Consider the following 26,535-nt stretch of genomic DNA (forward strand, 5'->3'; position numbering starts at 1 on the left):
CTATCTCTATAATAAGAGAGAGAATGCCAATAAAACCTACTTACATGAGAACCCTTTGCTGAACACTCATAACCTGCATTCAATATTTCTATAAGTAGTTTAGATAAAATCTATAACTATTTAAGAATAAAAAGGTTAATCGGGGATAAGGAAGTTAATAACTTCTTTCTCAACACCAATCGTAAACGTACCAATAGGCGTACCATTCAGGAGTCGACCATCAACACTGACTGGCGTGTGCTCAGCTATTTGTCCACTCAATTCCTGCGTTCTATATGGCATCACATTACGATGATTTAATATCTTATCTCGCAACAAGAGATACATTCCTTCCATTGCTTGCCACAGTTTTGGCTGAGAAACGATGGAAACATCGAGCAGACCATTATAAGGTACAGCATTCGGGGTCTGCCCATAACCCTGGGCATTACCAATACAAACAGTCATCAGACGCTGTTTTATACTATCTGCATTGATTTTCAGCGACATGAAATAATCCATACGCTGGAACATTAGTAGGAAGCAAGAGAGGATGAAGGAGATTGTGCGGGATATAAAAAGGTGGCGCAAACGGCGACGAAGACTCATAATATTTGCCACCATACCAATGTTTACACAGTTAAGGAAATATCGACGGCAACGCTCATTCTTCTTATTCTCGTAGCGAATACAGCCAACATCTACTCGTCTTACACGCTTCTGCTTGAGCCAAACAATCGTCTGTTCCAAGTGTGACTCATCGAAACCCCAGAAGTGTGCAAAGTCATTTAACACGCCATTCGGGATAACACCCAACGTAATACGCTCACGCTCTTCTGGTTCTAAGAGCATGAGATAGTTGACCGCATCATTTAACGCAGAGTCACCGCCATAGATAATAATAGTTTTATAACCATTACTAATCAGCATCCGCACGAGTCTATCCACACTACGTGGATTCTCACTTTGCACCATATCATACTGTATGTTGTGTGCTTGCAGACAGCGTTCAGCTTGTTCCCAACGCTTTACTGGATTACCAAGTAATCCTCCCTTCGGACAATAAATGATGCCCCATCTTCCTTCCTCTACCATAAGCTCAATATTTCTTCAACTTTATCTTCCATCTTTTGTGCAGCATTTACCCAATGAATCGTAAAGCCACGACGCTCCATACCACGAAACCACGTCATCTGTCGCTTAGCAAACTGATGAATGGCGATTTCTAACTGTCGGAACATCTCATTGTAAGACAGCCTACCTATGAGATACTCTGTCACAAACTTATATTCTAAACCATAATAGATAAGATCTTCTGCAGGTATACCCTGCTTCAGTAATCCTTCTATCTCGCCAACCATTCCTTCTTCAAGACGTGCTTTTAAGCGGTTGGTTATTTTCTTTCTTCGTGCTTCACGATCGATGTCTACACCTATTATTAATGAGTCAATTGGCGGACACCGCCGCTCTTCTGTTGGCTTTGTGAGATTATAGGTTTCTATCTCTATCGCACGAATAGCACGCTGACAAGAGTCAACATCCGTCTTGTTGTGCATGACGGAATGATTCTTTTTCTTCAGTTCAACCAACATTGCCGTCAATTCCTCAAGCGACTTTCCCTCTAACTCCTTACGCAATTCAGGATTCTGTGGCACTGGCGAAAGGCTATAACCCTTCAGCACAGCTTCAATATAAAGACCTGTACCGCCGCAGAGAATAGGCAACACTCCCCTACTCCGTATATCTTCATAACTATCAAGGAAATCCTGTTGATAGCGAAAAAGATTATACTTCGTACCTGGTTCACATATATCTATAAGGTGATAAGGTATTGCATGCCCCTCAACTGTGTAATCAGCCAAGTCTTTACCCGTACCAATATCCATGCCACGATAGACCTGACGGCTATCTGCACTGATGATTTCAGCGTTAAGCCGAGCAGCCAAATGTGCAGCAAGATCGGTCTTACCCGAAGCCGTAGGACCAAGAATGGTTATCATACGCTTGTCAAGAGCTATACCTGCAGCCGTACCCTCACCTATCTGTTCGTTCTTCATGTCGCAAAGATAACAAAAAAATCCCTGCCAGCAAGCTGACAGGGACTATTATTTTATCCGTCAATCACTCTCTACGCAAGAGAGGATTGCAGATGACCTTCCGGTTGGTATTACTTCAACTCTGCGAAGTACTTGATTGTACGAACCATCTGAGAAGTGTAAGAGTTCTCATTGTCGTACCAAGAAACAACCTGTACCTGGTAGCAATCATCGCTGATCTTGCTTACCATAGTCTGAGTTGCATCGAACAAAGAACCAAAACGCATACCGATGATATCAGAAGAAACAATCTGATCCTCAGTATAACCGAAGCTCTCAGTTGAAGCAGCCTTCATTGCAGCGTTGATACCCTCAACAGTTACGTCCTTACCCTTAACAACAGCAACGAGGATTGTTGTAGAACCTGTTGGAGTTGGAACGCGCTGTGCAGAACCGATCAACTTACCATTCAACTCTGGGATAACGAGACCGATAGCCTTAGCAGCACCAGTTGAGTTAGGAACGATGTTGCAAGCACCTGCACGTGAACGACGGAGGTCACCCTTGCGCTGTGGACCATCGAGAATCATCTGGTCGCCAGTGTAAGCGTGGATTGTTGACATGATACCTGACTGGATTGGAGCATATGCGTTCAACGCAGCTGCCATTGGAGCCAAGCAGTTTGTTGTACAAGAAGCTGCAGAAATAACAGTATCAGCTGCAGTCAAAGTCTTGTGGTTGGTATTGAAAACAACTGTTGGGAGATCGTTACCTGCAGGAGCAGAGATAACTACCTTCTTAGCACCAGCCTTGAGGTGAGCAGAAGCCTTCTCCTTAGATGTGTAGAAACCTGTACACTCGAGAACTACGTCTACGTTGTTAGCAGCCCATGGGCAGTTAGCAGCGTCCATCTCAGCAGAGATCTTAATCTCCTTACCATCAACGATAATAGAATTCTCAGTAGCCTCTACAGTGTGCTTACCCTCACCGAACTTGCCAGCGAAACCACCCTGAGCGGTATCATACTTCAACAGATGAGCAAGCATCTTAGGACTTGTCAAGTCGTTAATTGCAACAACCTCATAACCTTCAGCCTCGAACATCTGACGGAATGCGAGACGACCAATACGGCCAAAGCCGTTAATAGCTACATTTACCATTTTACTTTAAATTATTTATAAAAGTTTATAAAAACGAATTTCTTTTTACCTCCTTATAGAAGATTTTCTATCTTACGATTGCAAAGATACAATTTTTTTTTTATTTTTGCAGCCGCTTAGCGTATTAATTATTATAAAAAATAACTTGTTTCGCACACATAGGCAATTCTATGCAATCTAACAAACCAAGATTGCAAAGTCTATATAACAAAAGAAAGGGTATTAGTATAAAAACACAAGACAAACAAACAAACAAATTAACAACAAAAATAATTATGAGCAAACTTATTCAAGAATTCAAGGAATTTGCAGTAAAGGGTAATGCCGTTGATATGGCTGTCGGTGTAATCATCGGTGGTGCTTTCGGCAAGATTGTTTCATCTATCGTTGACGATATCATCATGCCTCCTATCGGATGGCTTATCGGTGGTGTTAACTTCTCAGACTTGAAATGGACACTGCCTGCTGTAGAGATACCTGGTGTAACTGCCCCTGCGCCAGCTACCATCAACTATGGTAACTTCTTACAGACATTGCTTGACTTCATTATCATCGCTTTCTGCGTATTCATGATGGTAAAGGGTATCAACAAGCTTTCTAAGAAGAAGGAAGAGGAACCAGTAGCTCCTGCACCTGACCCAGAGCCAACTAACGAGGAGAAACTTCTCTCTGAGATTCGCGATTTGCTGAAGAACAAGTAAGCAACTATCTGAAATACAGATACAATCAGTCCGAAGATTCTTAATGATTCTTCGGACTTTTGTATTGACATCAACACTAATCTCCTTTCATTGAGATTACCGAAAAACTTTGCATCCCACCTATCTTCTATTCTAATATCAGCCTTCTAATGCAACTAAAAACGATGCATCAAAACAATAAACCTTCCCCTTTATTCGGACAACAAAGTATTGTCCCCAAATTTTCTTCATGAAAGAAAAGAATTATTTTCATGAACATAAATATTTTTCTTCATGAAAAGAAATATTTTCTTTCACGTAAATAAATGAAATAAGATAGGTAACTGTAATATTATCAAGCTACTAAAACAAAGCTTTACGCTCTGATTATCAATGCTTCAAACGATATCTTACATCGTTTTAAAGCCCAACATAAATATCTCATCATTTCCTTTATAATATTATATAAAGAAAAATAGGGATGCACTTGCATCCCTACCCTTCTATTTTGTCTGTTTTCTTTCTTACTCCCACTCAATTGTTGAAGGTGGTTTTGAAGAGATATCGTAACATACGCGGTTAACTCCCTTCACCTTACGAATGATTTCATTAGAAACATCTGCCATGAAATCATAAGGGAGGTGAGCCCAGTCAGCTGTCATTGCGTCCATTGATGTAACGGCACGGAGAGCAACTGGATGCTCGTAAGTACGCTCATCACCCATCACTCCTACTGAACGAATCGTAGAGAGTAATACGGTACCAGCCTGCCAAACATGATCGTAAAGACTTGTACCATCTGGCATAGTATAGTCGTGCATCTTCTCAATATATATATCGTCAGCATCCTGAAGGATACGAACTTTATCACGAGTGATGTCACCCAAAATACGAACAGCAAGACCAGGACCAGGGAATGGATGACGCTTGATAAGGCGTTCTGGCATTCCAAGCTCATAACCTACACGGCGAACCTCGTCCTTGAAGAGCCAACGGAGTGGCTCACAAAGCTGAAGATGCATCTCCTCTGGAAGTCCACCTACGTTATGGTGACTCTTAATAACCATACCCGTAATACTCAGACTCTCTATGCGGTCTGGGTAAATAGTTCCCTGTGCAAGCCACTTAGCATCCGTAATCTTCTTAGCCTCAGCATTAAACACCTCAACGAAGTCACGCCCAATAATCTTGCGCTTCTGCTCTGGGTCGGTAACACCTTCCAAATCCTTAAAGAATTGCTCAGAAGCATCAACGCCGATAACGTTCAGTCCAAGTCCCTTATAAGCATCCATCACCTTTGTAAACTCGTTCTTACGGAGCATACCGTGGTCTACGAAGATACAAGTAAGGTTCTTACCGATAGCCTTATTGAGCAATACTGCACAAACAGAAGAGTCAACACCACCAGAAAGACCAAGGATAACACGGTCGTTACCCACCTGCTCACGAATCTCCTGAACAGCACTTTCTACAAATGAAGCTGCACTCCACTCCTGCTCGCTACCACAGATATTCACAACGAAGTTCTCCAACAACTTCTTACCCTGCAATGAGTGGTAAACCTCTGGGTGGAACTGTACTGCCCATACTGGCTGTGTCTTTGATGCAAAGGCAGCATACTTAACGTCACCTGTAGAAGCTATAATGTCGTAATCCTCTGGGATTGCTGTAATCGTATCACCATGACTCATCCATACCTGCGAACCTTTCTCAAAGCCTGCAAAAAGGCGGTTGTTAAGGTCGATACTCTCTAAGTTGGCACGACCATACTCACGTGTACCCGTCTGCTCAACCTTACCTCCATTTGAATAAGAGATGTACTGAGCACCATAACAGATACCGAGCACTGGAATCTTACCGATAAACTGACTGAGGTCTACCTTGAAAGCCTCTGGGTCATGTACGGAATAAGGTGAACCAGAAAGAATCACACCAATCACAGATGGGTCGTCCTTCGGGAACTTGTTGTAAGGGAGGATCTCGCAGAAGGTATCCAACTCACGTACACGACGGCCAATAAGCTGGGTTGTCTGTGAGCCGAAATCCAAAATGATAATCTTCTGTTGCATGTAAATGAATGTATTTAAAAATATCAGTTCTCCGTCTTGGAGTTTTGATACTCTGAATTTGCAATAAAGTCTTCAGCAGCCTGCAAGCTGTCGAGTTTGCCTACATCAAGTAGATGAAGGTCGGTTTGTAGTTCTCCTCGGATATCAAGTTTGTCGCAGTTGTTGAGATAGAACTCCATGATTGGGAACTTATCCTTATCAACAGCCTCAACAGCTTGTAGCGCAGAAGGAGCTAACACGTGTATACCAGAGAAGGCACAGAGGTAACAGTTGTTCTGATAATAAGAACTTTCTTCCTCTGTTGGTGAGACAAAATGCAACTGACGTATCTCGGCATGAGGTGAATTCACCTCACCTGTAGCCACATTTGTCCAGCCCACCAAGCGCATATTGCTATCGAATACTAAGTAACGCTGAGTGACACGACGGCTTACCAACAGCAGAGCATCTGCCTTTGTTTCTAAAGCATGGCGATAGAAAGCAGCTAAATCCACATTACTTAATATGTCAACATTGTGAATCAGCACTGGCTGATGCTGATCAAAAAGCGAAGCAGCTCGCTTGATACCACCACCGGTGTCAAGGAGCTGCTCTGTTTCATCAGACACATAGATATCCACACCATAGTTGTGTGCATCCAAATAGTCTATTATCTGGTTTGCAAAATGATGTACATTAACAACCATACGACTGCATCCAGCATCTATTAATCTCCTGATTACATGCTCAAGCAGTGGCGCACCTCCCACCCTTACCAACGCTTTTGGCATTGTGTCAGTAAGCGGTTTCAAACGGGTACCGAGTCCGGCTGCAAAAATCATTGCCTGCATTTGCTTTTCTTTTTATGCCTACAAAATTAATGCTTTTATTTCAGTCTACAAAGGAATGACGGACATAAATCAAAAAGAAAGGTTTTTACTTTGTATCTTATCGTTATAATATAGTCACAGAGTGAGGATAAAAAAGGTTCTACCGTTAAATGTGTAGAATGTTAATAGAATGAGATTAATCCACATACATGGTATGATTTGCTCTAATTAAATGGTTTTATGGAGAAGAATAAACAACATGATAAATGTATTTAGATGCAATGTCTATCTTTCTTCTACAAACAACTTATTCCCATGTTATATATTTTTTGTAAACTATTTTCGTACGGTTCAAAACTAATATATGCTCTTTCGGCTTCTAAAAGACGCCCAATTGACTTGCAAAAGGTGCCCTTTAAGACCCTTACTAACGCCCTTTTGAAGTCCAATTAAGCACCTTTTACTTTACTACTTTATAATAAATTGATTTCCTGTTAATTATAAACCTGCTTTTTGTATGTGATTTTGCCATTATTTATTGATGTCTTATTCAAAATTATGTAATGATTTTTCAAAACCTTTTCTACAAATTACCGAAGTCCTAATTGAAATGACTTTTAATGTCAGAGGATGATAATAGGACAGATAGTTGACTGTCGTAGTCATGTTTTTGTTTAGTGAGTAACTTCGATTCTCCCGATAACGCAATACGAAAAGCGTTCACACATTTAACCCAAATCGGTCATTAGGACACCACAATGTTTCAGGAATAAATGACTACAGAAACCTTACTCCTCCAGTTTCCATTGCCATTTTCTCATATCTACACAGCCATTTGCACGGAAGGTTATCCCTTCTGCTTCCAACAAACCGCGCTGTTCTTTCCAACAAGAGGCTGTACGTCCGTTACCATTAACGACTCGATGACATGGCAAATGTTCTACTTCAGAGACATCATGTAGTACTTTTCCAACCAAACGAGCATGACGAGGACAGCCTACAAGCCATGCTATCTGTCCATAACTCAGTACACGACCGCTCGGGATTGATGCCACAACGTTATAGACCTCTTTGCGAAATTCTTCTATATCTACAGCCATTCGTACTCCAAATTGTCTTAATAAAAAAGGAGCGAAGAAATTTAGTAAGGGTTAAGCCGATACCTTTCATATCCTTACACTGCTGCCCTCCGAAAAGAAACAGTAATGGCTTACCCCCACTAAAACCTTCAACTCCTAAACAATTGTCCCTCAAAGGACTATTAAAACTTACTTATCAGCTTTTGCTTAAAGCACAGCCTCAACAGCTTTCTGAACCTCCTTGAGGTCTACTGTAGGCTCGAAGCGTGCAACAACCTCACCATTGCGGTTAACGAGGAACTTTGTGAAGTTCCACTGGATGTCGTTCTGCTTGCGTGGCTCTGTGTTTGCCTTGTTGTAAAGGTCTTCCATGATAGCAGCCAACTTCTCCTCGTATGCACCGCCAGCATAGCCCTTCTCACTCTTCAACCATGTATAGAGAGGGAGCTCGTTAGCACCGTTCACATCGCTCTTCTTGAACTGTGGGAAGTCAGTACCAAACTTTGCTGTACAGAACTCGTGAATCTCCTCGTCTGTACCAGGAGCCTGATGACCGAACTGGTCACATGGAATATCGAGAATCTCAAGACCCTTCTCCTTCAGACTGCGATACATTGCCTCCAACTCCTCATACTGTGGAGTGAAGCCACAACCTGTCGCTGTATTTACGATAAGAAGTACCTTACCCTTATATGTCTCGAGACTTACCTCGTTACCTTTCTTATCTTTCAAATTGAAATCATAAACTGTTGCCATAATTCTTTACTCTTTATTAAATTCTACAATAATATTTTTTACGCCATAAAAGCGATATTTCAAACTCGTGTGTTTCGTCTATCATAGCCTTGAAAAGTATCAACCAAGGAAGTTTCTACCCTATCAAAGTTCTCTCTTAATCCTTACGACTTATTTTCTTAATCTCGACATCCACTGCTTGCAAACCTGCCAACCACCAGTAGACCACAATGCCCATGCTATCAGTACAGGCTGGAAGAATAGTCGGATAAGACGTGCAGTATCAGTATTCAAACCGAATGAATCAATATGATAGAAATATTGATTGAGGTTTCCAGGGAAGATGAGTACAAAGAAGAGGGCGAGCAACGCTCCTACAACCGCCTTATGCTTACACAAGAATAGCATACTCAATCCTAAAGCAATCTCTACTACGCCCGAAGAAAGTACCACAAAATCTGTAAACCCTTCTGAGAACCGAAGCCACATAGGCACCTGTGCCACAAACTTCAATCGGTTAAACGTTAGGTGAGAAACACCTGCATAAGTCATAAATGCTCCTAAAAGGAGGCGGAATATCATCTTCACTTTGTTCATCCTGTTTCTTTGTAAATGGGGGCGCATCACCCTCTCCCAGCGCTAACTGATATCAGTGTCGCACCCCCTAAAATACCTTTACTTACTAATCGTCTTTACAATCTTTTATTACTCGAATCTTTCTAAACCATTATTCTCAGTTGCAAAGTTATAAAAAGATACTTATATCGCAAGCGACTACACATTAGTTTTAACATTATTTTGCATCTATAACAGGCTTTCCTCCCACTAATAGACAGCCTTAACGGGAACTATAACCCCCTCCCTTGTTCTTTATTATCGTTGTATTAGTGCCGAGCACATATTGTGCTCATGGTAAGCACCAATAGTGCTAAGTCTCAACACCATGCAAAAAGGTGCTGAGGTAAACAACTCACGACTTTCATTAGAAAAGCATTTTACTATTAATGACAAGTCAACTTTATCAATAGTCCGTTAAATTTTCGCAGTTTGCGAAGCTTTTACCCAAAAGCCAACAGGAATTGTGGCAGAAAGAAAACATGATAAGTCTCTGAGAAAGAGATAATTAGGCAATAGAATATAACAAAGTATAACATAATAAAATCGGCTATCTCATTGAATTTCAGTAACTTTATAGATGTAAAAAGACAATAAAGTTTATGCTGATAACCAACTTGATTAGCCGATATATGAAGCTCTGCAAAGCAGCATTTAGTGCTGAAGATGGAGCAAAGTTAAACAAAAGTATTCAAACAAACGTCATGGAAATGCTTTTTCTTTTGATGGTCATCCCAAGGAAATGTAATTTTACGCAGATGGGACGCTATGGAAAGCGTGGCGAACAATGCTATCGGCAGACGGCAGAGCGCAGCGTGAACTGGCTCGAAATAAATATGTGGCTGAGTGCTTTCGCCTTCAAGCAGGGTAAAGGGCTCAATGCCATCGTTATTGATCCAAGCTTCATCAAGAAGGCTGGGAAGCATACCCCATACGTGGGTACGTTTTGGTCGGGCTGTGCAGGTGCGGTAAAGCACGGTCTTGAGATCCTCGGCATCGGTGTGATAGACGTGGACTTGCATGAGTGTATGATGCTCAAGGCTGTGCAGACCACATTGGAAAAAGGGGAGGAGAAAAAAGAGATGAGTCTATACGACTGGTATACCAAGGTGTTGGAGGACGACAAGGTAACTTTACAGCGTATTTGCAAGGTTCTTGTCGCTGACTCAGCCTTCTCCAAAAGACCTTTCATCGACAAGGTAATGAAGATGGGCTTCCATGTTGTGAGCCGCTTGCGTCATGACGCAGCCTTGTTCTACACATGGGATGGGGAACCCACGGGAAAGCCCGGCCGTCCTCGTATCAAAGGTGACAAGATTGACGTAAGGAACATCGACATATCCAAAGGCAATGAGCTTGATTTAGGAGAGACCAAAGGCAAAGCCTATGCGCTCAAGGCGTGGTGCAAGTCCTTGCATAGGGTCGTGTCGATTGTCATCCACGAGTTGCCCAACGGTGTCCGCCGTTTGTACTTCTCTACGGATGAGAGCATGAGTGGACGCGATGTGATGGAGTACTATACCACACGTTTCCAAGAGGAGTTTTGCTTTCGCGACGCAAAGCAATTCCTCGGTCTTACCGATTGTCAGGCACGCGACAAGAGAAAACTTGAATTTGCTTTCAACTCTTCATTCACAGCACTCAATGTGACCAAAATCATGTGCAAGGAACTTGGCACGTCCATCGGTCGACTTAAAGCGCAGATGGTCAATGCCTACTATGCACAACGAATTATTGACGTGTTCGAGAAGAACCCGAACACGCCATTAAATAAAGAAAGGATAAATGATATATTTAGTTTCGCTGCTGATGCAGCATAATATTTAACGGACTATTGCTTTATATAATCTGTAAAATAACTTGTCAAAAGACAATATAACGTTGTTACTTTAAAAGGCTTGTACATAAGGGAGTTTGCCATTTAAACTTTCGCTAATCAGATTCGTTGTCAACAAGTAAACGAGGCAAACAACCCTATTCCAAAGCCTTATAAGAAAAAGGATTCCTATCGTCCTCCTTTCCGCCTATTACACTCACGGCATAACATCTGACAGTTTTCTATCACAGTTCTTCCGCCTTCACGCCATGGAGTAATATGGTCACCCTCCATAAACTCATAATCAAACTCTTTTTGACAAGACGGACAAATATGATGTTGCTTTTCCCACACAGCACGTTTAATATCATCTGGAAAACAACGCAAATCAAGGTGACGCTCATCTCCTGTCAGCACATAAGGAATTATACCCACTTGTTTCTGTACATCACTATCAAGAATCAGTTTAGAAATTCTGCTGGCTAAGTCTGCTGTATCAAGAGTTGTACTGTGATATTTATCATAGTATAAAGCCCAATTAAGACCCTTCATAATCTTTTTAAACTTCTTCAAATCAAAGTTTGTTATAGTCCAATTGAGTACATTCTGAAAGTAAGTCCAAAGATTATTTGCATTTGGGTCATGCTGATGTTCCGCCATATAACCGACCACAGACTGCGGCTTTCCTTCTCTTGTTTCGTGTTCTGCCATCCATTCCAGTGCCTTCTTCAAGAACTCTTGCCGAATTGGCGTACCATTAACCAAGTCTTTTCCCAAACGATATGCACCACAGTTTGACTTAGAGAAATGGCGTTTAGCATCCGTAACAAACGGACCAGCATAGACAGCATTATTTATCTCCTGCTCGTTTAGGGGCTTACCAGCGATGTTTATTGTCTTGAACCATTCTAACTTCTCAGAGGGTTCACCCTCACAAAGGTAGATAGTCAACGGATAATCGAGGATAAGTTTCTGTATATCTGCTGGTTGATTGAAAAAGTTTTTGAAATCATAAGCAAACTTCCCGTCAACATACTCACAGAGTGAGAGCGTTCTTTGCTGACCATCCATCACTTCATAAGGGCATTCTGCATCCTCACTACGCCTTACCCAATACATTACATTCAGTGGGTAGCCTTTTAAGACTGTTGATATTACAGCTTGTTGTTCTTTCTCATTATATATAAACTCACGTTGATAAGGTGGGCGAATGTCCAATTGTCCACCATAACCACGCACACCCTGCTCCTCGCTATTAATGTAACCACGTGCTATATCACCTACTGTTACCTCTATTTGTTTGATTGTCATCATAAGACTTCTTATTGAATATATCCTTATTCTATGATAGTTTAAGACTGAAAATATTTAAAGACGTTTATTACGAATAATTATTCTACTATATTGCCGTTTACCATTAACGACTCCACAACCGCCTCGATCTTCTTTATGATTAGTATAACCCATTATTTCTAATACTTCCTTGGGAGCAGAAGCACGTGTATTCCCACTTGCTTGCCAAATAATTTCAAACTGATTTGGATTATACTTATCGAGAAAAGTTATAGGAACTCCCATTAACCCTTTATAATCCATGGGAATATCTTGAGTACGTCCAACATTAATAGCATCATAGTTATCATACTTTGGATACTCCTCTGGTGAATAGCGACATACTAAATCTAACTCTTCATTGCGCTTGGGTATTTCCAAGTTAGTAAACCAATTGACCCCAGACACACGTATTCGGTCTTCTTTATGATTACCAGCCGTCGCTGTATCTTCATACGGTGAATAGAAATGAGTTGCTCCTCCTTTGAATCCATAACCTAACCATAGCTTATTCTCTTTGATGAGTGGGAACACTTCCTTATACGTAATAGCATTCTGATGCCCCACAATAATAAACTTCTTATCGTAAGCCATTAACTGTCCTATATACTCTCGGAATAAAGAGAAAGGCGGATTAGAAACAACGATATCAGCTTCCTTTAAAAGAGCAACACACTCAGGTGAGCGGAAATCACCAGTCTGCAGAATAGACATCACATTCTTATCATTCATTAAAAGGTAGCGAACATCGGATAAATCAACTGCCCCATCCCCATTCATATCCTTCACTTCGGTTACTTCCATCTTATAAGCAACTTTCTGTGGCTCGGAGTCTGCATCATCAAAACGGAACACCAACTCGTTACCTTGCATTGGAGAGCCATTATAACAGGTGCAGATAAGTTTCTTTAATCCTAACTGATTAAAGCGTAAAGCAAAGTATTTAAAGAAGTTACTCTCGTAAGGGTCATCACAATTACAGAGCACTGTCTTTCCACGGAAGTGTTTCCAATAATGTTGTAATTCTCGTTCTATATCGCTCAACTGCGTATAAAACTCGTCTTTTTTAGCTGTCTTTGCAGCATTTAGGTTTTTATTTGCCATTATGAATGATAGTCTTATTGCATTACGACTATCAATCACGCCAAGACACAATAAAGGCGTGGATGCACCTTATTGCGTTCAGCTATGAGGCAGCGTAGGAAGGAAACCTCAGTCAACTAACAAGAATGCACCACGCCTATTGCGTGTGCATTGCTATTAATTAGTTGTCTGAAGCATACCATACGATACACTTGTCACATATTATTCATGTCACATTATTTCCAAGAAGTTTCCTACGCTTTTGGCTGAACGCGAATAATAGCGAATGCTTTATTTACCAACAATGTAATGGACTGGCTTAGCCAAATCCGCTTCAAAGATACAAAAAAGCTATGAAAAGCCAAAAACAACTGTAAGAAAAACGAAATAAAGCTTTAAAGACAGAGCCTTTTTACTTTTAATTCTTTTACTTCATATATTTATTACATTTACAGAAATATCTCCATACTACACGATACTACCCAACAAAACAAGCTGTGTAAACGAAACATAGTGTAGAAGTTTTAATGACGTGAAAAGGAATAGTTAGTAATTGACAAACGATTTCTCTAACACAAACTTTCCTGTCACTTCTGTCATTCAAGTTAGAAACGTAAAAGGTTGATTTCTAATACATTTACGCTAAATGTTAAAAATGACAGGAAAATGAAATCAAAAAAACTCTTGTATAATACGTGATAATTCCCTTCTTACTTTAGTAGACTTAACCACTCCATATTATCGAAGTGTGGCAAAAAAGAAAGGAAAACACTAATATTAGCTATTTTTTCGTTATCTTTGCAGCAACAAAACATTGAGAACGAGAATGGAAAGTGCAAAGAAGTATTTGTTGGGAATGACACTTGGAGAGTTGAAAGAGGTTGCCAAGTCGCTCGGAATGCCAGCTTTTACAGGCGGACAGATAGCCAAATGGCTCTATACACAGCATGTGAAAAGTATTGATGAGATGACGAACATCTCAAAAGCAAACAGAGAGAAACTCGCTGCTGAATATGCTATTGGCTGCAAAGAGCCTATCGATGCACAACATTCTAAAGACGGAACTATCAAATATCTCTTCCCTACTGACAGCGGTAAGTTTGTTGAAACGGTATATATTCCAGACGAAGACCATGCTACACTCTGTGTTTCTTCACAAGTAGGATGTAAGATGAACTGCCTCTTCTGCCAGACAGGAAAGCAGGGTTTCGAAGGTAGTCTTTCAGCTACAGATATTCTTAATCAGATTTATTCCCTCCCAGAACGTGATAAATTGACGAATATCGTCTTCATGGGTCAGGGTGAGCCAATGGATAACCTTGATAACGTACTGCGCACCACAGAGATTATGACTGCTGACTTTGGTTACGGATGGTCACCAAAGCGAATCACAGTAAGCAGTGTGGGTGTCAAAGGAAAGCTAAAACGATTCCTTGATGAGAGCGACTGCCACGTTGCTATCAGTATGCACACCCCTTTACACGAGCAACGTTCGGAGTTGATGCCAGCAGAAAAAGGAATGTCTATTGATAGTATTATCGAGTTACTCAGCAATTACGACTTCTCTCATCAGCGCCGTCTATCATTCGAATATATTGTCTTCAAGGATTTCAACGACAGCGAGGAACATGCCAAGGCTATCGTACAACTACTCAAAGGATTGGACTGCCGAATGAATCTTATTCGCTTCCATCCTATCCCTAATATCCCATTGCAGGGTGTTGATGACCACAGAATGGAGAAATTCAGAAACTATCTAACACAACATGGAGTCTTCACAACTATCCGTGCCAGTCGTGGACAGGATATCTTTGCAGCCTGCGGTCTGCTCTCAACAGCAAAGAAGATAGAAGAAGAAAGAGGGAGAGGGAAAAAGTAAAAAGGTAAAAAATAAGAACGCAAAAAGACTAACAGACTACACACAGAGAGCCAATAGGAAACTGAATATAACAAAACAATACAAGATATAAGTATATGAACGATAATAAAAGAGTCCGCGTAGCAATCACACACGGAGATACCAACGGCATTGGATATGAGCTTATCTTTAAGACCTTTGCCGAACCAGAGATGCTGGAGCTTTGTACGCCTATCATCTATGGTTCGCCTAAAGTAGCCACCTATCATCGTAATGCACTTGACATAGAAGCTAACTTCACTATCATCAAAGATGCATCAGAAGCACAGAACGGACGACTCAACCTGCTCCCTGTATTTGATGACGAAATTAAGGTTGATTTGGGCGTTGCCTCAGAGGAGTCTGGTATTGCTGGATTACGTGCTGTAGACAAGGCCTTAGAGGACTATCGCCAAGGACTATTTGACGTTCTCGTTACAGCTCCTATTGACAATAATGAGCACTTCCACTTCAGCGGTCAAAGCCGTTACATCGAAGATCACATGGAATCAGAGGAGCAAGGCTTATCAATCTTGATTAACGATGGATTGCGTGTTGCCCTTGCTACACGTAATCTCCCACTGCGCCAAGTAGCAGAATCAATATCAAAGGCAAGTATTGTTAATAATGCGAGTGCACTCTTTAAGAGTCTTCGCCGTGACTTCCGCCTTTCTTGTCCACGCATTGCAGTGCTTGGCTTGAACCCTAAAGCTGGCGACAACGGTTTGTTAGGCTCTGAAGAACATGAGATAATCTTGCCAGCTATTGACGAACTTGTTGAGAATGGCATACAAGCCTTTGGTCCTTACCCTGCCGATACATTCTTTGGGTGCAATAACACAGAGCATTTTGATGGTATCTTGGCAATGTATTACGAACAAGGGCTTGCTCCTTTCCGTACGCTTTCTGTATCTCATGGTATCATTTACACAGCAGGATTGCCACTCGTTCGCACCTCTGCAGAAATTCCTAATAGCCTTTCATTAGCAGGAAAGGGTACTATTGACGAACTACCATTCCGTCATGCAATCTACCTTGCTATCGACATCTTCCGCAATCGTGCAGAATATGATGCACCAATGGGCAATCCACTTCCAAAGCTTTACAAGGAAAGAAGGGACGAAAGCGACAAGGTGCGCTTTGCTATTCCACGTAAGCGTGAGGATCGCATACCAAACAATGGTGAAAACCGTAATACGAAAGAGACACACTAAGCGTGTCTTCCTTCATTCCTTACGACAAATATAAATAAGAAGACTTATGAACAAAAAGTTTCAGAACATCTTCTTCACTTTTGGCTTGGTTGTACTCTGTATTATGGTGTACAACCTTGACTTTGCTGATGCATGGCAGAAAATACAGCATGCAGGCTACTGGTTCTTTGCTGTAGTTGTACTATGGGTATTCTTATACATCTTTAATACTGCAGCTTGGTTTACAATTATACGTAGTCAGACACAAGACACTGAAGAGCGGAAGAAAGTATCATTCTTCTGGCTTTATAAGGTTACTGTATCAGGCTTTGCACTTAACTACGCTACTCCTGGAGGACTAATGGGTGGCGAACCATATCGTATCATGGAACTGACACCGAAGATTGGAGCAGAACGTGCTACATCTTCTGTCGTCCTTTATGCTATGACACACATCTTTAGTCATTTCTGGTTTTGGCTTATATCCATCTTCCTTTATATCTTCATGCAACCTATCAATCTCTTGATGGGTACGATGTTAGCTGTCGTCTTTGTTTTCTGCGTATCTGCAATTTGGTTTTTCCTCACTGGTTACAAAAAAGGACTGGCAGTCCGCGTAATGAACCTTGTTCGTCATATTCCTTTTGTTAAGAAATGGGCAGAACCTTTTGTTGCCAATCATAAGGAAGAACTTGACAGGATTGACACACAGATAGCATCATTGCACAACCAAAACCCACGTACCTTCCTCACCGTTGTTCTGCTTGAATTATCTTGCAGAGTTTGCAGTGCTTTAGAGATATTCTTCATCCTTTTGGTATTGCTACCTTCTGTCAATTACTTTGAATGCATTCTCATCCTTGCGTTCACCTCTCTCTTTGCTAATATGCTCTTCTTCATACCTCTACAATTAGGTGGTCGTGAAGGAGGTTTCCTGATGTCTGTTAAAGGCTTAGGACTCACGCTCGAAGCGGGCATTTTCGTGGCTCTACTTGTCCGTATCCGTGAACTTATTTGGACAGCTATTGGTTTGTTACTAATAAAGTTGAACAGGAAGAAAAACAAGTAATTAACACTCGATAGATTTATACACCGCAAATTATTTTCTCGTAAATAATTATTTTTTTTCATGAAAAGAATTCAGAAGAAGTTGCTTTTTTCCATCTGAAAATAGCTGAGAAAGACAGAAAGGAAGTTGTTAAAGTCTGCCAAAGTTGCAGCTTATTCAAATAAAATAGGTAAATTTGTCAGTTAAATGAATACAACAGAATTACAGAGGACCAAACAACGATATAACATTGTCGGAAACAACGACGGACTGAATCGTGCACTGGATGTTGCTTTACAGGTAGCACCCACTGATTTGTCTGTACTGATTATCGGTGAGAGCGGTGTTGGTAAGGAGATTATTCCACGTGTAATCCACGACAATTCTCCTCGTCGTCGCGAGAAATACTTTGCTATCAACTGTGGTTCTATCCCAGAAGGGACCATTGATAGTGAACTTTTCGGTCATGAGAAGGGTTCTTTCACAGGAGCTATTGGCGATAGTGAAGGTTATTTCGGTATAGCCAACAAAGGAACCATCTTCCTCGACGAGGTGGGTGAACTTCCTTTAGCAACACAAGCTCGATTACTTCGCGTTCTCGAAACAGGTGAATATATCCGTGTTGGTGGCCAGGAAATCCGTAAGACAGATGTACGTATCGTAGCTGCTACTAACATCAACATGCAGAAAGCTGTTAGCGAAGGTAAGTTCCGTGAAGATTTATACTATCGTCTTAACACTATTCCAATTCAGATGCCACCACTCCGTGATCGTGGCGAAGATATCGTTCTTCTCTTCCGCCTCTTTGCTATGCAGATGGCTGAGAAGTATTGTCTTCCAAAGATCACACTCACAGATGAAGCACGCCAGATTCTGTTACAGTACAAATGGCCTGGCAATGTTCGTCAATTAAAGAACATTACTGAGCAGATGTCTGTCCTAAGCGAGAAGCGTGAGATTGATGCAGAAACATTACTACATTTCATCCCACGTGACCAAGACAGCACACAGCTTGCTACGATACAAAGTGGGGGTTCACATAGCTATGAGAGTGAACGTGAGATTCTCTATAAAATTCTCTATGAGTTGAGAGGTAATGTAAGTGACTTACGACGTGACCTCAACAACGTTCGTAAGCAGTTGGAGGAAAGTAGACAACTCAATGGTGCAAGCGGTTTCCAGCCTACTCCGTCAACAGTTTCTAATCTTCCTGCTACCACAAACAAACAGCCTATCACTCCAACACGAACGATAGAACAGGTTGAAGACGCTGTGGCAGAAGAAATATCTGAACCAGAGACACTCAACCTCAACGACATTGGAAAGCAACTGGTGGAGAAAGCCTTAGAGCGTAACAATGGAAATCGTAAGAAAGCTGCTTTAGAGTTGGGCATCAGCGACCGCACACTCTATCGCCGAATCAGACAATACGGATTAGACAAAGATTAATCAATAGACACAAAAGGGACTACTCTCTTACAAAACAATGAAGATAGGAAAGAAATTCACATCTATCCGCCCATTGACATGGGGTGTGACAGCTATCTGCTTGCTCTTATTGGTAGCTTGTAGTGTATCCTATAAGTTTAATGGTGCAAGTATTGATTACAGTAAAGTACATACCATTCAGATTGCAGATTTCCCTATCCGCTCTACCTATGTATGGAGACCAATGGGACCAATGTTCAACAATCAATTGAAAGATGTCTTTGCTAACCACACACGCCTGCAGCAAGTAAAGCGTAATGGTGATATGAAGATTGAAGGTGAAATCACACAGTATCAGCAACGTAATAAAAGCGTATCAAGTGAAGGATATTCTGCACAAACAGAACTTTCCATCACTGTCAACGTGCGCTTCACAAACAATACAAACCATAGCCAAGACTTTGAACGACAGTTCACAGCTACTTCAAGCTATGAAACGGTACGTAGTCTGAATTCTGTACAGGAGGAACTCGTCACACAGATGGTGAAGGACCTTACCGACCAGATATTCAACGCAACTGTTGCAAACTGGTAGCCATTCCACATCAGTATTTTAATTTCATTGACTATTATTCTGATCACCCCACATAATCGCTTATCGTCCTATGGATATAGCCAATCTTATTAATCATCCGGAGAATCTAAACAAGGAGACCTTATACGATCTCCGGAGTATGCTTGCGCTCTATCCTTACTATCAGCCAGCTCGTATTCTGTTGTTGCAGAATCTCTTTCTGCTTCATGACCCCACCTTCGATGATGAGTTACGACGTGCAGCTGTATACATCTCTGACCGTCATATCCTCTTCAAGCTCGTTGAGGATGCCCATTATCAACTAATTCCAGAACAGAAAAAGGCAGAAAAGCAGTCAATAACTATCAACGCTGAAACGATTACAGAGGAAGACCGTACAACATCGCTTATCGATACATTCTTAGAACAGATTCCTGAAGAAGAAGATACAACACAGGAAACAGAAGGAAGGCGCAAGCCGACACCTGCTGATGCCACTGTGGACTACGTTGCCTACTTATTGGAAAGTGAAAGTAAGCAAAATGAGGATATCACTCCACAACTAAGAGGACAAGAACTTATCGACGATTTCATCTATAATGAAGGGGGTAAAATCACTTTACAAGACGAGACTGAGTACGAACCTGAAGAGAATGAACACAATGAAGCAGCTGAAAATGAAGATACTGGCTACTTTACTGAAACATTAGCAAGAATTTATATAAAACAAGGTCGATATTCTAAAGCATTGGAAATTATTAGGCGATTAAATTTGGTATATCCGAAAAAAAATCGTTACTTTGCAGACCAAATACGTTTTTTAGAGAAATTGATAATAAATAACAATAAAAAATAAGACAAGAAAATGTACACGTTATTCGTAATTCTTATCGTGATTGCAGCACTCTTGATGATTGGTGTCGTTCTGATTCAGGAATCAAAGGGCGGTGGTCTTTCATCAAACTTCTCATCATCTAATGCTATCATGGGTGTTCGCAAGACTACAGACTTTGTAGAGAAGACTACATGGGGCTTAGCTATCGCAATGGTTATTATCAGCGTAGCAAGTGCTTACGTTGCACCATCAGCAACCACAGACGCAAGTGTTGTTGAAAAAGCTGCATTAGATGACAATACAACAAACCCTAACAACTTGCCTAACTTCGGTGCAAGCCAGCAGAAGCAAGCTGCACCAGCAGCACAGGCACCTACTGCTCCAGCTGTACCGGCTGCACCAGCAAAATAAGAGAAAATAAGAAAAAAGTACGGGAAATATTTGGTCAGTCCAAATAAAACCCGTACCTTTGCACTCGCTAAAAAGAAATAGCCAATATGGTGGATGTAGTTCAGTTGGTTAGAGCGTCAGATTGTGGTTCTGAATGTCGTGGGTTCGAATCCCACCACCCACCCTTCAAGAATTAAGCGGAAGTCTTTTAAGGACCTCCGCTTTTTCTTTTGTACATCACTGCCACTATACCGATACTACAAGTAGTATATTTACTAATATTGGTGTCCGATAAAACTTTTGGAAGTTATCTGTGTTAGATAAAATAGGCTTAAACTTATGATTTCATTAATTTATTTGGCAAAAAAAGAATCAAAAAGAATATGAATTAAAGGGGTCAGTCCTAAAACCCAGTTGCAAGCCTATCCTCTTAACCCAAGTTTAACCAGCAAAATTATTTTTCATAAATTTTCGGGATGTTTTGTGTAGTATCAATTTTATAAATGATTGATAATCAAGCATAGGGTATTGTAACGAGGAGTAAAATCTGAATTGTAGGACACCGTCATATCAAAATTATTTTGTTACTTTGCACTCATGCACGCAAATGTACAGACACGATTCAACCCTGCAACAGGCGACATGGCTCCTTATTATCGCATCAAGGAGTCATATCGTGACGTGCAGGGTCATGTACATTCGCTAATTCTGTTGAACATCGGGTTCGAACCTTCACTTACTGCTGTACAGGTTCGAAAAATTGCATACGCTCTTACCGAACGCTTCAAAACCAGAAGTACACCCTCGCTTTTCAAAGAACACCTTGACGGTCTTACTCCTATTGAACAGGCAAAGGCTGACGAATGGTGGAGCCGTATGGAGAAAGAAGGTGGAATCGATCGGTTTAATAAGGAAGAGCAGAAGTCGCTGAGAAAATATGAGAACTACATAGACCTTGAGACGGCAAACTATACTGACGCAAGGAATGTTGGTGCAGAGTGGCTCTGCAAGCAGACAATAGACAAGCTGCAGTTAGAGGGTTTTCTGCGCAAAAATGGGTGGACGGAAAATGCGATACACACGGCTTTGTCAGCATTGATTGTTCGCACGGTATATGCTGTTTCTGAACGTTCATCTTATTATTATTTGCGCGATAACTCAGCTGCTGGCGAACTTTACAGTGGAGTTCCTGGCTGGACACCAGGGATCAATTCTCTGTATAAAATCACCGACAAGTTATATGAACTAAAGGAACAGTTAGAGCGTCATCTGTGCAGCGTTACTGACGATATCTTTAATATAGACAACAAGTTGATGCTCTTCGACTTAACCAACTTCTATTTCGAGGGTAGTAAGCGTAATAGCGATAAAGCCAAGTTCGGTCGTTCAAAAGAAAAACGCTCTGACTGTAAGCTACTTGTACTTGCATTATGTATCAATAAAGAAGGTTTTATACGTTATTCTTCTATCTTGGAGGGTAATACAGCAGATCCCAAGTCTCTACCCAATATGATTGATACGCTGGCAAAGAGGAATCCATCACGAACCAAGGATACGCTCGTTATCATGGATGCAGGTGTTGCCACGGAAGAGAACTTGGAGTTAATAAAGAAAAAGGGTTACAATTATCTCTGCGTATCTCGTACGAAAATGAAAGACTATACGCTCAGTGATGATAACAAGAGCGTTACAGTAATGGATGCCCGTCGGCAGAAGATAACGCTGAAAGAGGTTAAGACAGAGGATGATGAGGATTATTATCTCGAAATAACATCTCCTTCGAAAGCTATGACAGAGTCGTCCATGAACAGGGTTTGGAGAGAGCGTTTTAAGATGGACCTGCAGAGGATAAACGAAGGAATCTCCAAGAAAGGTGGAACGAAAACCTATGAAAAGGTTGTTGAACGTACAGGACGTGCCATACAGAAGTACCCTTCTATAGCGAAGTTCTACCAGATAAGCTACATAAAAAATGAGAAGAAACCCAAGGAGATGCTACGTGTAGACTGGGAGATAAAAGACCTCTCGGCAATGGAATCTGGTCATGGAGTCTATTTCCTCCGCAGCAATGTCAGGACACTTTCTGAGCGTGTGACATGGGAATACTACAATCTCATCCGTGAGATAGAATGTACGAACAGACAACTAAAGAATGATCTCAACCTCCGTCCTATTTATCATCAGAAAGATGAGCGAAGCGACGCACACCTTTTCTTCGGTTTATTAGCCTACTGGGTGGTAAACACCATCCGTTGTCAATTAAAACGAGAAGGAGAATCCTGTTACTGGACCGAGATAGTACGACGTATGAGCACCCAAAAGCTCGTCACCACAAAAGGGAAGAATCCATTAGGTGAAACCATCGAGATGCGCCAATGTGGTAGTCCTTCGAAGCAAGCAAAACAAATATACGATAAGTTGAACTTAAAACACTCACCATTCAAAAAGAATAAAATTTGTAGGACACAGAGTCCATAAGAAAAACGAGGAAAGTATGGTGACAGCAACAATTAGGCGAAGGTGGGTGTTAAACTTGGGTTAAAGATTGCCCACTATTCCAGCCTAAGGAGTTATCCTTTACAGCGACTGATATAGTGGGCAATTTCACCTTAATATATATAGAAAATCCTTATCCTCAAACTCGAACCAAGAAAAAGACACGACAAAAGCAGCATAACATTTTGTTATTATTTGATAAAATACTATCTTTGCATCATCAATAGCCGAGTTATCAACCTAAAATATTATCATTACCTAAATTCATAGAGTTATGAGAAAAACAATTATCCTATCAGCAATGATGCTATGCTCACTTCTCGGTAAAGCACAGGAAGCACCAAAGTGGATTAATAACGTAAAATTGTCTGGCTTCGGTATCGTTCAGTACCAATACAATGGTATGAACAACAACAAGTCAAATAGTTTCAACCTCCGCTTAGGCCGTGTATCACTTGATGGTCGTATCCTTGAAGATTGGGCTTGGAAAGCACAGTTACAGTTCAACGGAAACACATCTACATTGGGCGCATCACCACGATTAGTCGACCTCTTTATTGAATGGCAGAAGTATGATTTCTTCCGTGTTAAAGCAGGACAGTTCAAGAATCCATTCACTTTTGACAACCCTATCCATCCTATCGATCAGGGATTTATGAGTGTAGCACAAGGTGTTCAGAAATTAGCAAGTTTCTCAGACCGAGCTGGTGCACATCCATCTAACGGACGTGACATCGGTGTACAGATACAAGGCGATTTCCTAAAGACAGCCGCAGGTAGAAATCTTGTTCACTATCAGGTAGGTGTATTCGATGGTCAAGGTATCAACGTAAAAGATGTTGACCAACAGAAGAATATCATTGGTGGTGTATGGGTAATGCCTGTTGAAGGCATGCGCTTAGGCTGGTTCGGATGGACTGGTTCGTATGCTCGCAAGGGAACATGGCTTGATGATACTGGTGCAACACAAAAAGGTGTACGCAGTCTGCAACAACGACGCTATGCCTTCTCTGCAGAATACAAAGTTAACGATTGGACCATACGCTCTGAATACGTACACTCTACTGGTAACGCCTTCGCTAAAGCACTGAGCAACACAGATGCTTCGGCAGCTACAGACTGCAATCTTAGTGCAGATGGAGACAAAGCTCAGGGTGTTTATGCTTTAGTCATTGCGCCTATCATTCCTAAGAAGCTACATGCCAAGGCACGTTACGATATGTATCAGCCATCTGATGGTGCTGAAAAGCAGCGTACACAATACGACTTAGGACTTGACTACGAGTTCACCAAAAACCTTGCATTGAGTGGTATTTATTCTTATGTTCATGACCGCTCTATGAATAGTACAGGTAAACCAAACTATTCAATGTTTGACTTAGAATTAAGTTTCCGTTTTTAAAATGAATTAAACTAAAAATCACGGATGTTTTAAGGATATATCCGTGATCTTTGCTTCCTTTGCAACATTCAATATTAATATATGCATAACCTTGACGAAGGTTGTACTTCTGTTATGAAAAAACTCCTTCGTACAAGCTCAAGAAAATGAAAAAACAAAATCACATCAATCATCAGACAAGAGGTTTCAAAACGCCTTCTTCATCAGCATCACGCCGTAGACATTCTTTAAACAAGGTAATGAAGATTATTATGACATTCTTTGCCTTAGCAGTTGTTGGCTTGGCTTATTGGATGTATCACAACTAAGCCTATTAATTCTTTAACGAACAAAAGTTCAAACGCCTACGCCTTATTCAGCTATAAATAGCTGAATAAGGCTGAATTTGTAAGTAAAAACAAGTTCACAATATCATGGGAATGTTATTGTTAAATACCATTTCTTGGTAAACATTTCCCACATAAGATTGTCATTAACATCCTACTAAAGTGTAAATAATGACAATTGAGGTTTTCTATTCCTCTTTATTTAATGCTATCTGCAGCCCAACACATATCGTGCGAAGCGCTAACACTATTCGTGCGGAGGGTAAACACAAGTTGTGTTGAAGGCTAACATATCACAAATAAAGACCTGATATGACTTCACATACTCTTCTATAAGCAATTATTCAAGTACAGACATTATCTATCTTTGTGAACTATATGAAGATGATAATGAGAACCATCATAATCTATTCGCATCATTCTATTATGGAGTTCTTTCCAAGTAGATAAAGACAAGGCAACATGTCCCATCGTGCGTCTCAAGTTAATCTCAACTACAGGATGAAGCATAAAACTATCTTCTGCAGCAACAATCATCATATCAACGCCTAAAGGACCACTATAAACACCTCGCAAATGATTGGTTAGCAACTGTTCCAAAGATGAAATAGCTTCATGTAAAAGTTCATTCGATATATAAGTAGACAAAGTAGAATGTTTTTCAGCTTCGTCTGCAAGGCTATTACCTACATATGCACCGTTAACAGTATGGAATACAGACAGTCCTGCGTAATGAACACCATTCTCATTCGCATAAAATTCTACACCAAAATCCTTCACCTTATTGTAATAAGGCTCTATCATTATACCGCCTTGCGTCTTTATCACATTCTTAGACCAATTAGCCAATGCTACATCCAAGACAGTATCAACATAGCGCACTCCTCTCCCACTGCTACTCCACGGAGCCTTTATCACAGCCTTACCCAAACTCTGAAGAATAATTTCTAATTCTACAAGACTATCAACATAGGATGATTCTCCAAGTAAAATAGGATGAATAAAGCTCTCTTGTAGTTCCTTTAATACAGCAGAAGAAAACTGACGATTACTAAGCCTACGTACATTTGCAAGCACCTCATTATCAGGAAGTACAGATGGCTTAATCCCCATCTGGCCCAACTGAAACTTAATAGAAGAATCCCATCCCCATGGCACAACCTTGTCAATCTGTTCTAATAGACAATCTACACCTTTCTTATCAACAAAATTCACCTGTTTACCATAACGCTGAAGGCGAGAGGCATGCTGCTGAGCAGAACTCACGTTTTCCACAAGTACATAGTCACCTTCCTCTGCCCACAGAACAGGTAGGTAATCTAAATCATTGCGAAGCTGCCTACCTGCGTGCGGAGCCGTAAAGTACTTGTTATCATAAGCTAACGCTATATCATGTTCGGGGTTAAATACGTGTAATGTCATCGAAATCCTTTGTTAATGCTGTGCAAAGGTACATCAAACCAAATATAACACAAAATAAAAACAAAAAAATCATTTTTTGCTATCTATAGTTTGCAAATTAAAGAAATTAATAGTAACTTTGCATGTGGATA

At 40.9% G+C, this 26,535-nt stretch carries 23 protein-coding genes and 1 tRNA gene; 13 read left to right on the plus strand and 11 right to left on the minus strand.

Annotated features, from left to right (window positions below; genetic code table 11):
• Positions 1–135 precede the first annotated feature (135 nt).
• From FIU21_RS08430 to gap, 3 genes are all read right to left on the minus strand, one after another.
• Positions 136–1,074 (minus strand): diacylglycerol/lipid kinase family protein, encoded by a 939-nt coding sequence (locus FIU21_RS08430; RefSeq protein WP_004361296.1) that lies wholly within the window; start codon positions 1,072–1,074, stop codon positions 136–138.
• Positions 1,068–2,036, minus strand: a complete 969-nt coding sequence (gene miaA, locus FIU21_RS08435) for a tRNA (adenosine(37)-N6)-dimethylallyltransferase MiaA (protein ID WP_081445999.1) — start codon at positions 2,034–2,036, stop codon at positions 1,068–1,070. Before miaA ends, FIU21_RS08430 begins: the two co-directional genes overlap by 7 nt.
• 110 nt (positions 2,037–2,146) lie before the next feature.
• The gene (gene gap / locus FIU21_RS08440; RefSeq protein WP_004361298.1) at positions 2,147–3,175 is read right to left on the minus strand and encodes a type I glyceraldehyde-3-phosphate dehydrogenase; all 1,029 of its coding nucleotides are present in this window, start codon (positions 3,173–3,175) and stop codon (positions 2,147–2,149) included.
• 275 nt (positions 3,176–3,450) lie between these two features.
• On the opposite strand from gap, the gene mscL reads away from it, so the two are divergent.
• Positions 3,451–3,876 (plus strand): large-conductance mechanosensitive channel protein MscL, encoded by a 426-nt coding sequence (gene mscL / locus FIU21_RS08445; RefSeq protein WP_004361299.1) that lies wholly within the window; start codon positions 3,451–3,453, stop codon positions 3,874–3,876.
• 503 nt (positions 3,877–4,379) lie between these two features.
• On the opposite strand, the gene guaA is transcribed toward mscL, so the two are convergent.
• The 5 genes from guaA to FIU21_RS08470 all read right to left on the minus strand — a co-directional run bounded on the left by guaA (position 4,380) and on the right by FIU21_RS08470 (position 9,144).
• Positions 4,380–5,924 (minus strand): glutamine-hydrolyzing GMP synthase, encoded by a 1,545-nt coding sequence (gene guaA, locus FIU21_RS08450; RefSeq protein WP_004361300.1) that lies wholly within the window; start codon positions 5,922–5,924, stop codon positions 4,380–4,382.
• A gap of 23 nt (positions 5,925–5,947) precedes the next feature.
• Positions 5,948–6,754, minus strand: coding sequence for a nucleotidyltransferase family protein (locus FIU21_RS08455; RefSeq protein ID WP_036886814.1), 807 nt, complete (start codon positions 6,752–6,754; stop codon positions 5,948–5,950).
• A 767-nt stretch (positions 6,755–7,521) separates the two neighbouring features.
• Positions 7,522–7,833, minus strand: coding sequence for an MGMT family protein (locus FIU21_RS08460; RefSeq protein ID WP_004361302.1), 312 nt, complete (start codon positions 7,831–7,833; stop codon positions 7,522–7,524).
• A 186-nt stretch (positions 7,834–8,019) separates the two neighbouring features.
• Positions 8,020–8,568 carry a glutathione peroxidase gene (locus FIU21_RS08465; protein ID WP_004361303.1) on the minus strand — a complete coding sequence of 183 codons (549 nt, stop codon included), beginning with the start codon at positions 8,566–8,568 and terminating at the stop codon, positions 8,020–8,022.
• Between the two features lie 150 nt (positions 8,569–8,718).
• Positions 8,719–9,144 (minus strand): DoxX family protein, encoded by a 426-nt coding sequence (locus FIU21_RS08470; protein ID WP_004361304.1) that lies wholly within the window; start codon positions 9,142–9,144, stop codon positions 8,719–8,721.
• A 650-nt stretch (positions 9,145–9,794) separates the two neighbouring features.
• On the opposite strand from FIU21_RS08470, the gene FIU21_RS08475 reads away from it, so the two are divergent.
• Positions 9,795–10,982 (plus strand): transposase, encoded by a 1,188-nt coding sequence (locus FIU21_RS08475; RefSeq protein WP_254361422.1) that lies wholly within the window; start codon positions 9,795–9,797, stop codon positions 10,980–10,982.
• 185 nt (positions 10,983–11,167) lie between these two features.
• On the opposite strand, the gene FIU21_RS08480 is transcribed toward FIU21_RS08475, so the two are convergent.
• On the minus strand, positions 11,168–12,292 hold the full coding sequence (locus FIU21_RS08480) for an HNH endonuclease family protein (protein WP_231291372.1): 1,125 nt from the start codon (positions 12,290–12,292) through the stop codon (positions 11,168–11,170).
• Between the two features lie 54 nt (positions 12,293–12,346).
• On the minus strand, positions 12,347–13,414 hold the full coding sequence (locus tag FIU21_RS08485; RefSeq protein WP_004361306.1) for an adenine-specific methyltransferase EcoRI family protein: 1,068 nt from the start codon (positions 13,412–13,414) through the stop codon (positions 12,347–12,349).
• Positions 13,415–14,219: 805 nt separating this feature from the next.
• On the opposite strand from FIU21_RS08485, the gene rlmN reads away from it, so the two are divergent.
• The 11 genes from rlmN to FIU21_RS08540 all read left to right on the plus strand — a co-directional run bounded on the left by rlmN (position 14,220) and on the right by FIU21_RS08540 (position 24,964).
• The gene (gene rlmN, locus FIU21_RS08490) at positions 14,220–15,272 is read left to right on the plus strand and encodes a dual-specificity RNA methyltransferase RlmN (RefSeq protein WP_004361307.1); all 1,053 of its coding nucleotides are present in this window, start codon (positions 14,220–14,222) and stop codon (positions 15,270–15,272) included.
• Between the two features lie 95 nt (positions 15,273–15,367).
• Positions 15,368–16,504: a PdxA family dehydrogenase gene (locus FIU21_RS08495; RefSeq protein WP_004361308.1), complete on the plus strand. Its 1,137-nt coding sequence runs from the start codon at positions 15,368–15,370 to the stop codon at positions 16,502–16,504.
• A gap of 46 nt (positions 16,505–16,550) precedes the next feature.
• A complete protein-coding gene (locus FIU21_RS08500) occupies positions 16,551–17,552 on the plus strand; it encodes a lysylphosphatidylglycerol synthase transmembrane domain-containing protein (protein ID WP_004361309.1) in 1,002 nt (333 codons plus the stop codon).
• A gap of 186 nt (positions 17,553–17,738) precedes the next feature.
• Entirely contained in the window at positions 17,739–18,980 is a 1,242-nt protein-coding gene (locus FIU21_RS08505) for a sigma-54 interaction domain-containing protein (RefSeq protein WP_004361310.1), read from the plus strand.
• 37 nt (positions 18,981–19,017) lie between these two features.
• The gene (locus tag FIU21_RS08510; RefSeq protein WP_004361311.1) at positions 19,018–19,554 is read left to right on the plus strand and encodes an LptE family protein; all 537 of its coding nucleotides are present in this window, start codon (positions 19,018–19,020) and stop codon (positions 19,552–19,554) included.
• A 70-nt stretch (positions 19,555–19,624) separates the two neighbouring features.
• Positions 19,625–20,389, plus strand: a complete 765-nt coding sequence (locus tag FIU21_RS08515) for a DUF8458 domain-containing protein (RefSeq protein ID WP_004361312.1) — start codon at positions 19,625–19,627, stop codon at positions 20,387–20,389.
• A gap of 9 nt (positions 20,390–20,398) precedes the next feature.
• A complete protein-coding gene (gene secG / locus FIU21_RS08520; RefSeq protein ID WP_004361313.1) occupies positions 20,399–20,779 on the plus strand; it encodes a preprotein translocase subunit SecG in 381 nt (126 codons plus the stop codon).
• An 89-nt stretch (positions 20,780–20,868) separates the two neighbouring features.
• Positions 20,869–20,942, plus strand: a tRNA-His gene (locus FIU21_RS08525).
• Positions 20,943–21,355: 413 nt separating this feature from the next.
• The gene (locus FIU21_RS08530; RefSeq protein WP_172891362.1) at positions 21,356–23,236 is read left to right on the plus strand and encodes an IS1634 family transposase; all 1,881 of its coding nucleotides are present in this window, start codon (positions 21,356–21,358) and stop codon (positions 23,234–23,236) included.
• 292 nt (positions 23,237–23,528) lie between these two features.
• The gene (locus FIU21_RS08535) at positions 23,529–24,656 is read left to right on the plus strand and encodes a porin (protein WP_004360224.1); all 1,128 of its coding nucleotides are present in this window, start codon (positions 23,529–23,531) and stop codon (positions 24,654–24,656) included.
• Positions 24,657–24,802: 146 nt separating this feature from the next.
• A complete protein-coding gene (locus tag FIU21_RS08540; RefSeq protein ID WP_155812492.1) occupies positions 24,803–24,964 on the plus strand; it encodes a hypothetical protein in 162 nt (53 codons plus the stop codon).
• Between the two features lie 375 nt (positions 24,965–25,339).
• On the opposite strand, the gene FIU21_RS08545 is transcribed toward FIU21_RS08540, so the two are convergent.
• Positions 25,340–26,404 (minus strand): ATP-grasp domain-containing protein, encoded by a 1,065-nt coding sequence (locus tag FIU21_RS08545; protein WP_004360222.1) that lies wholly within the window; start codon positions 26,402–26,404, stop codon positions 25,340–25,342.
• Between the last annotated feature and the right edge of the window lie 131 nt (positions 26,405–26,535).

Origin of the sequence: Prevotella melaninogenica, from assembly GCF_013267595.1 — a bacterium.
GTDB classification, from domain to species: domain Bacteria; phylum Bacteroidota; class Bacteroidia; order Bacteroidales; family Bacteroidaceae; genus Prevotella; species Prevotella melaninogenica_D.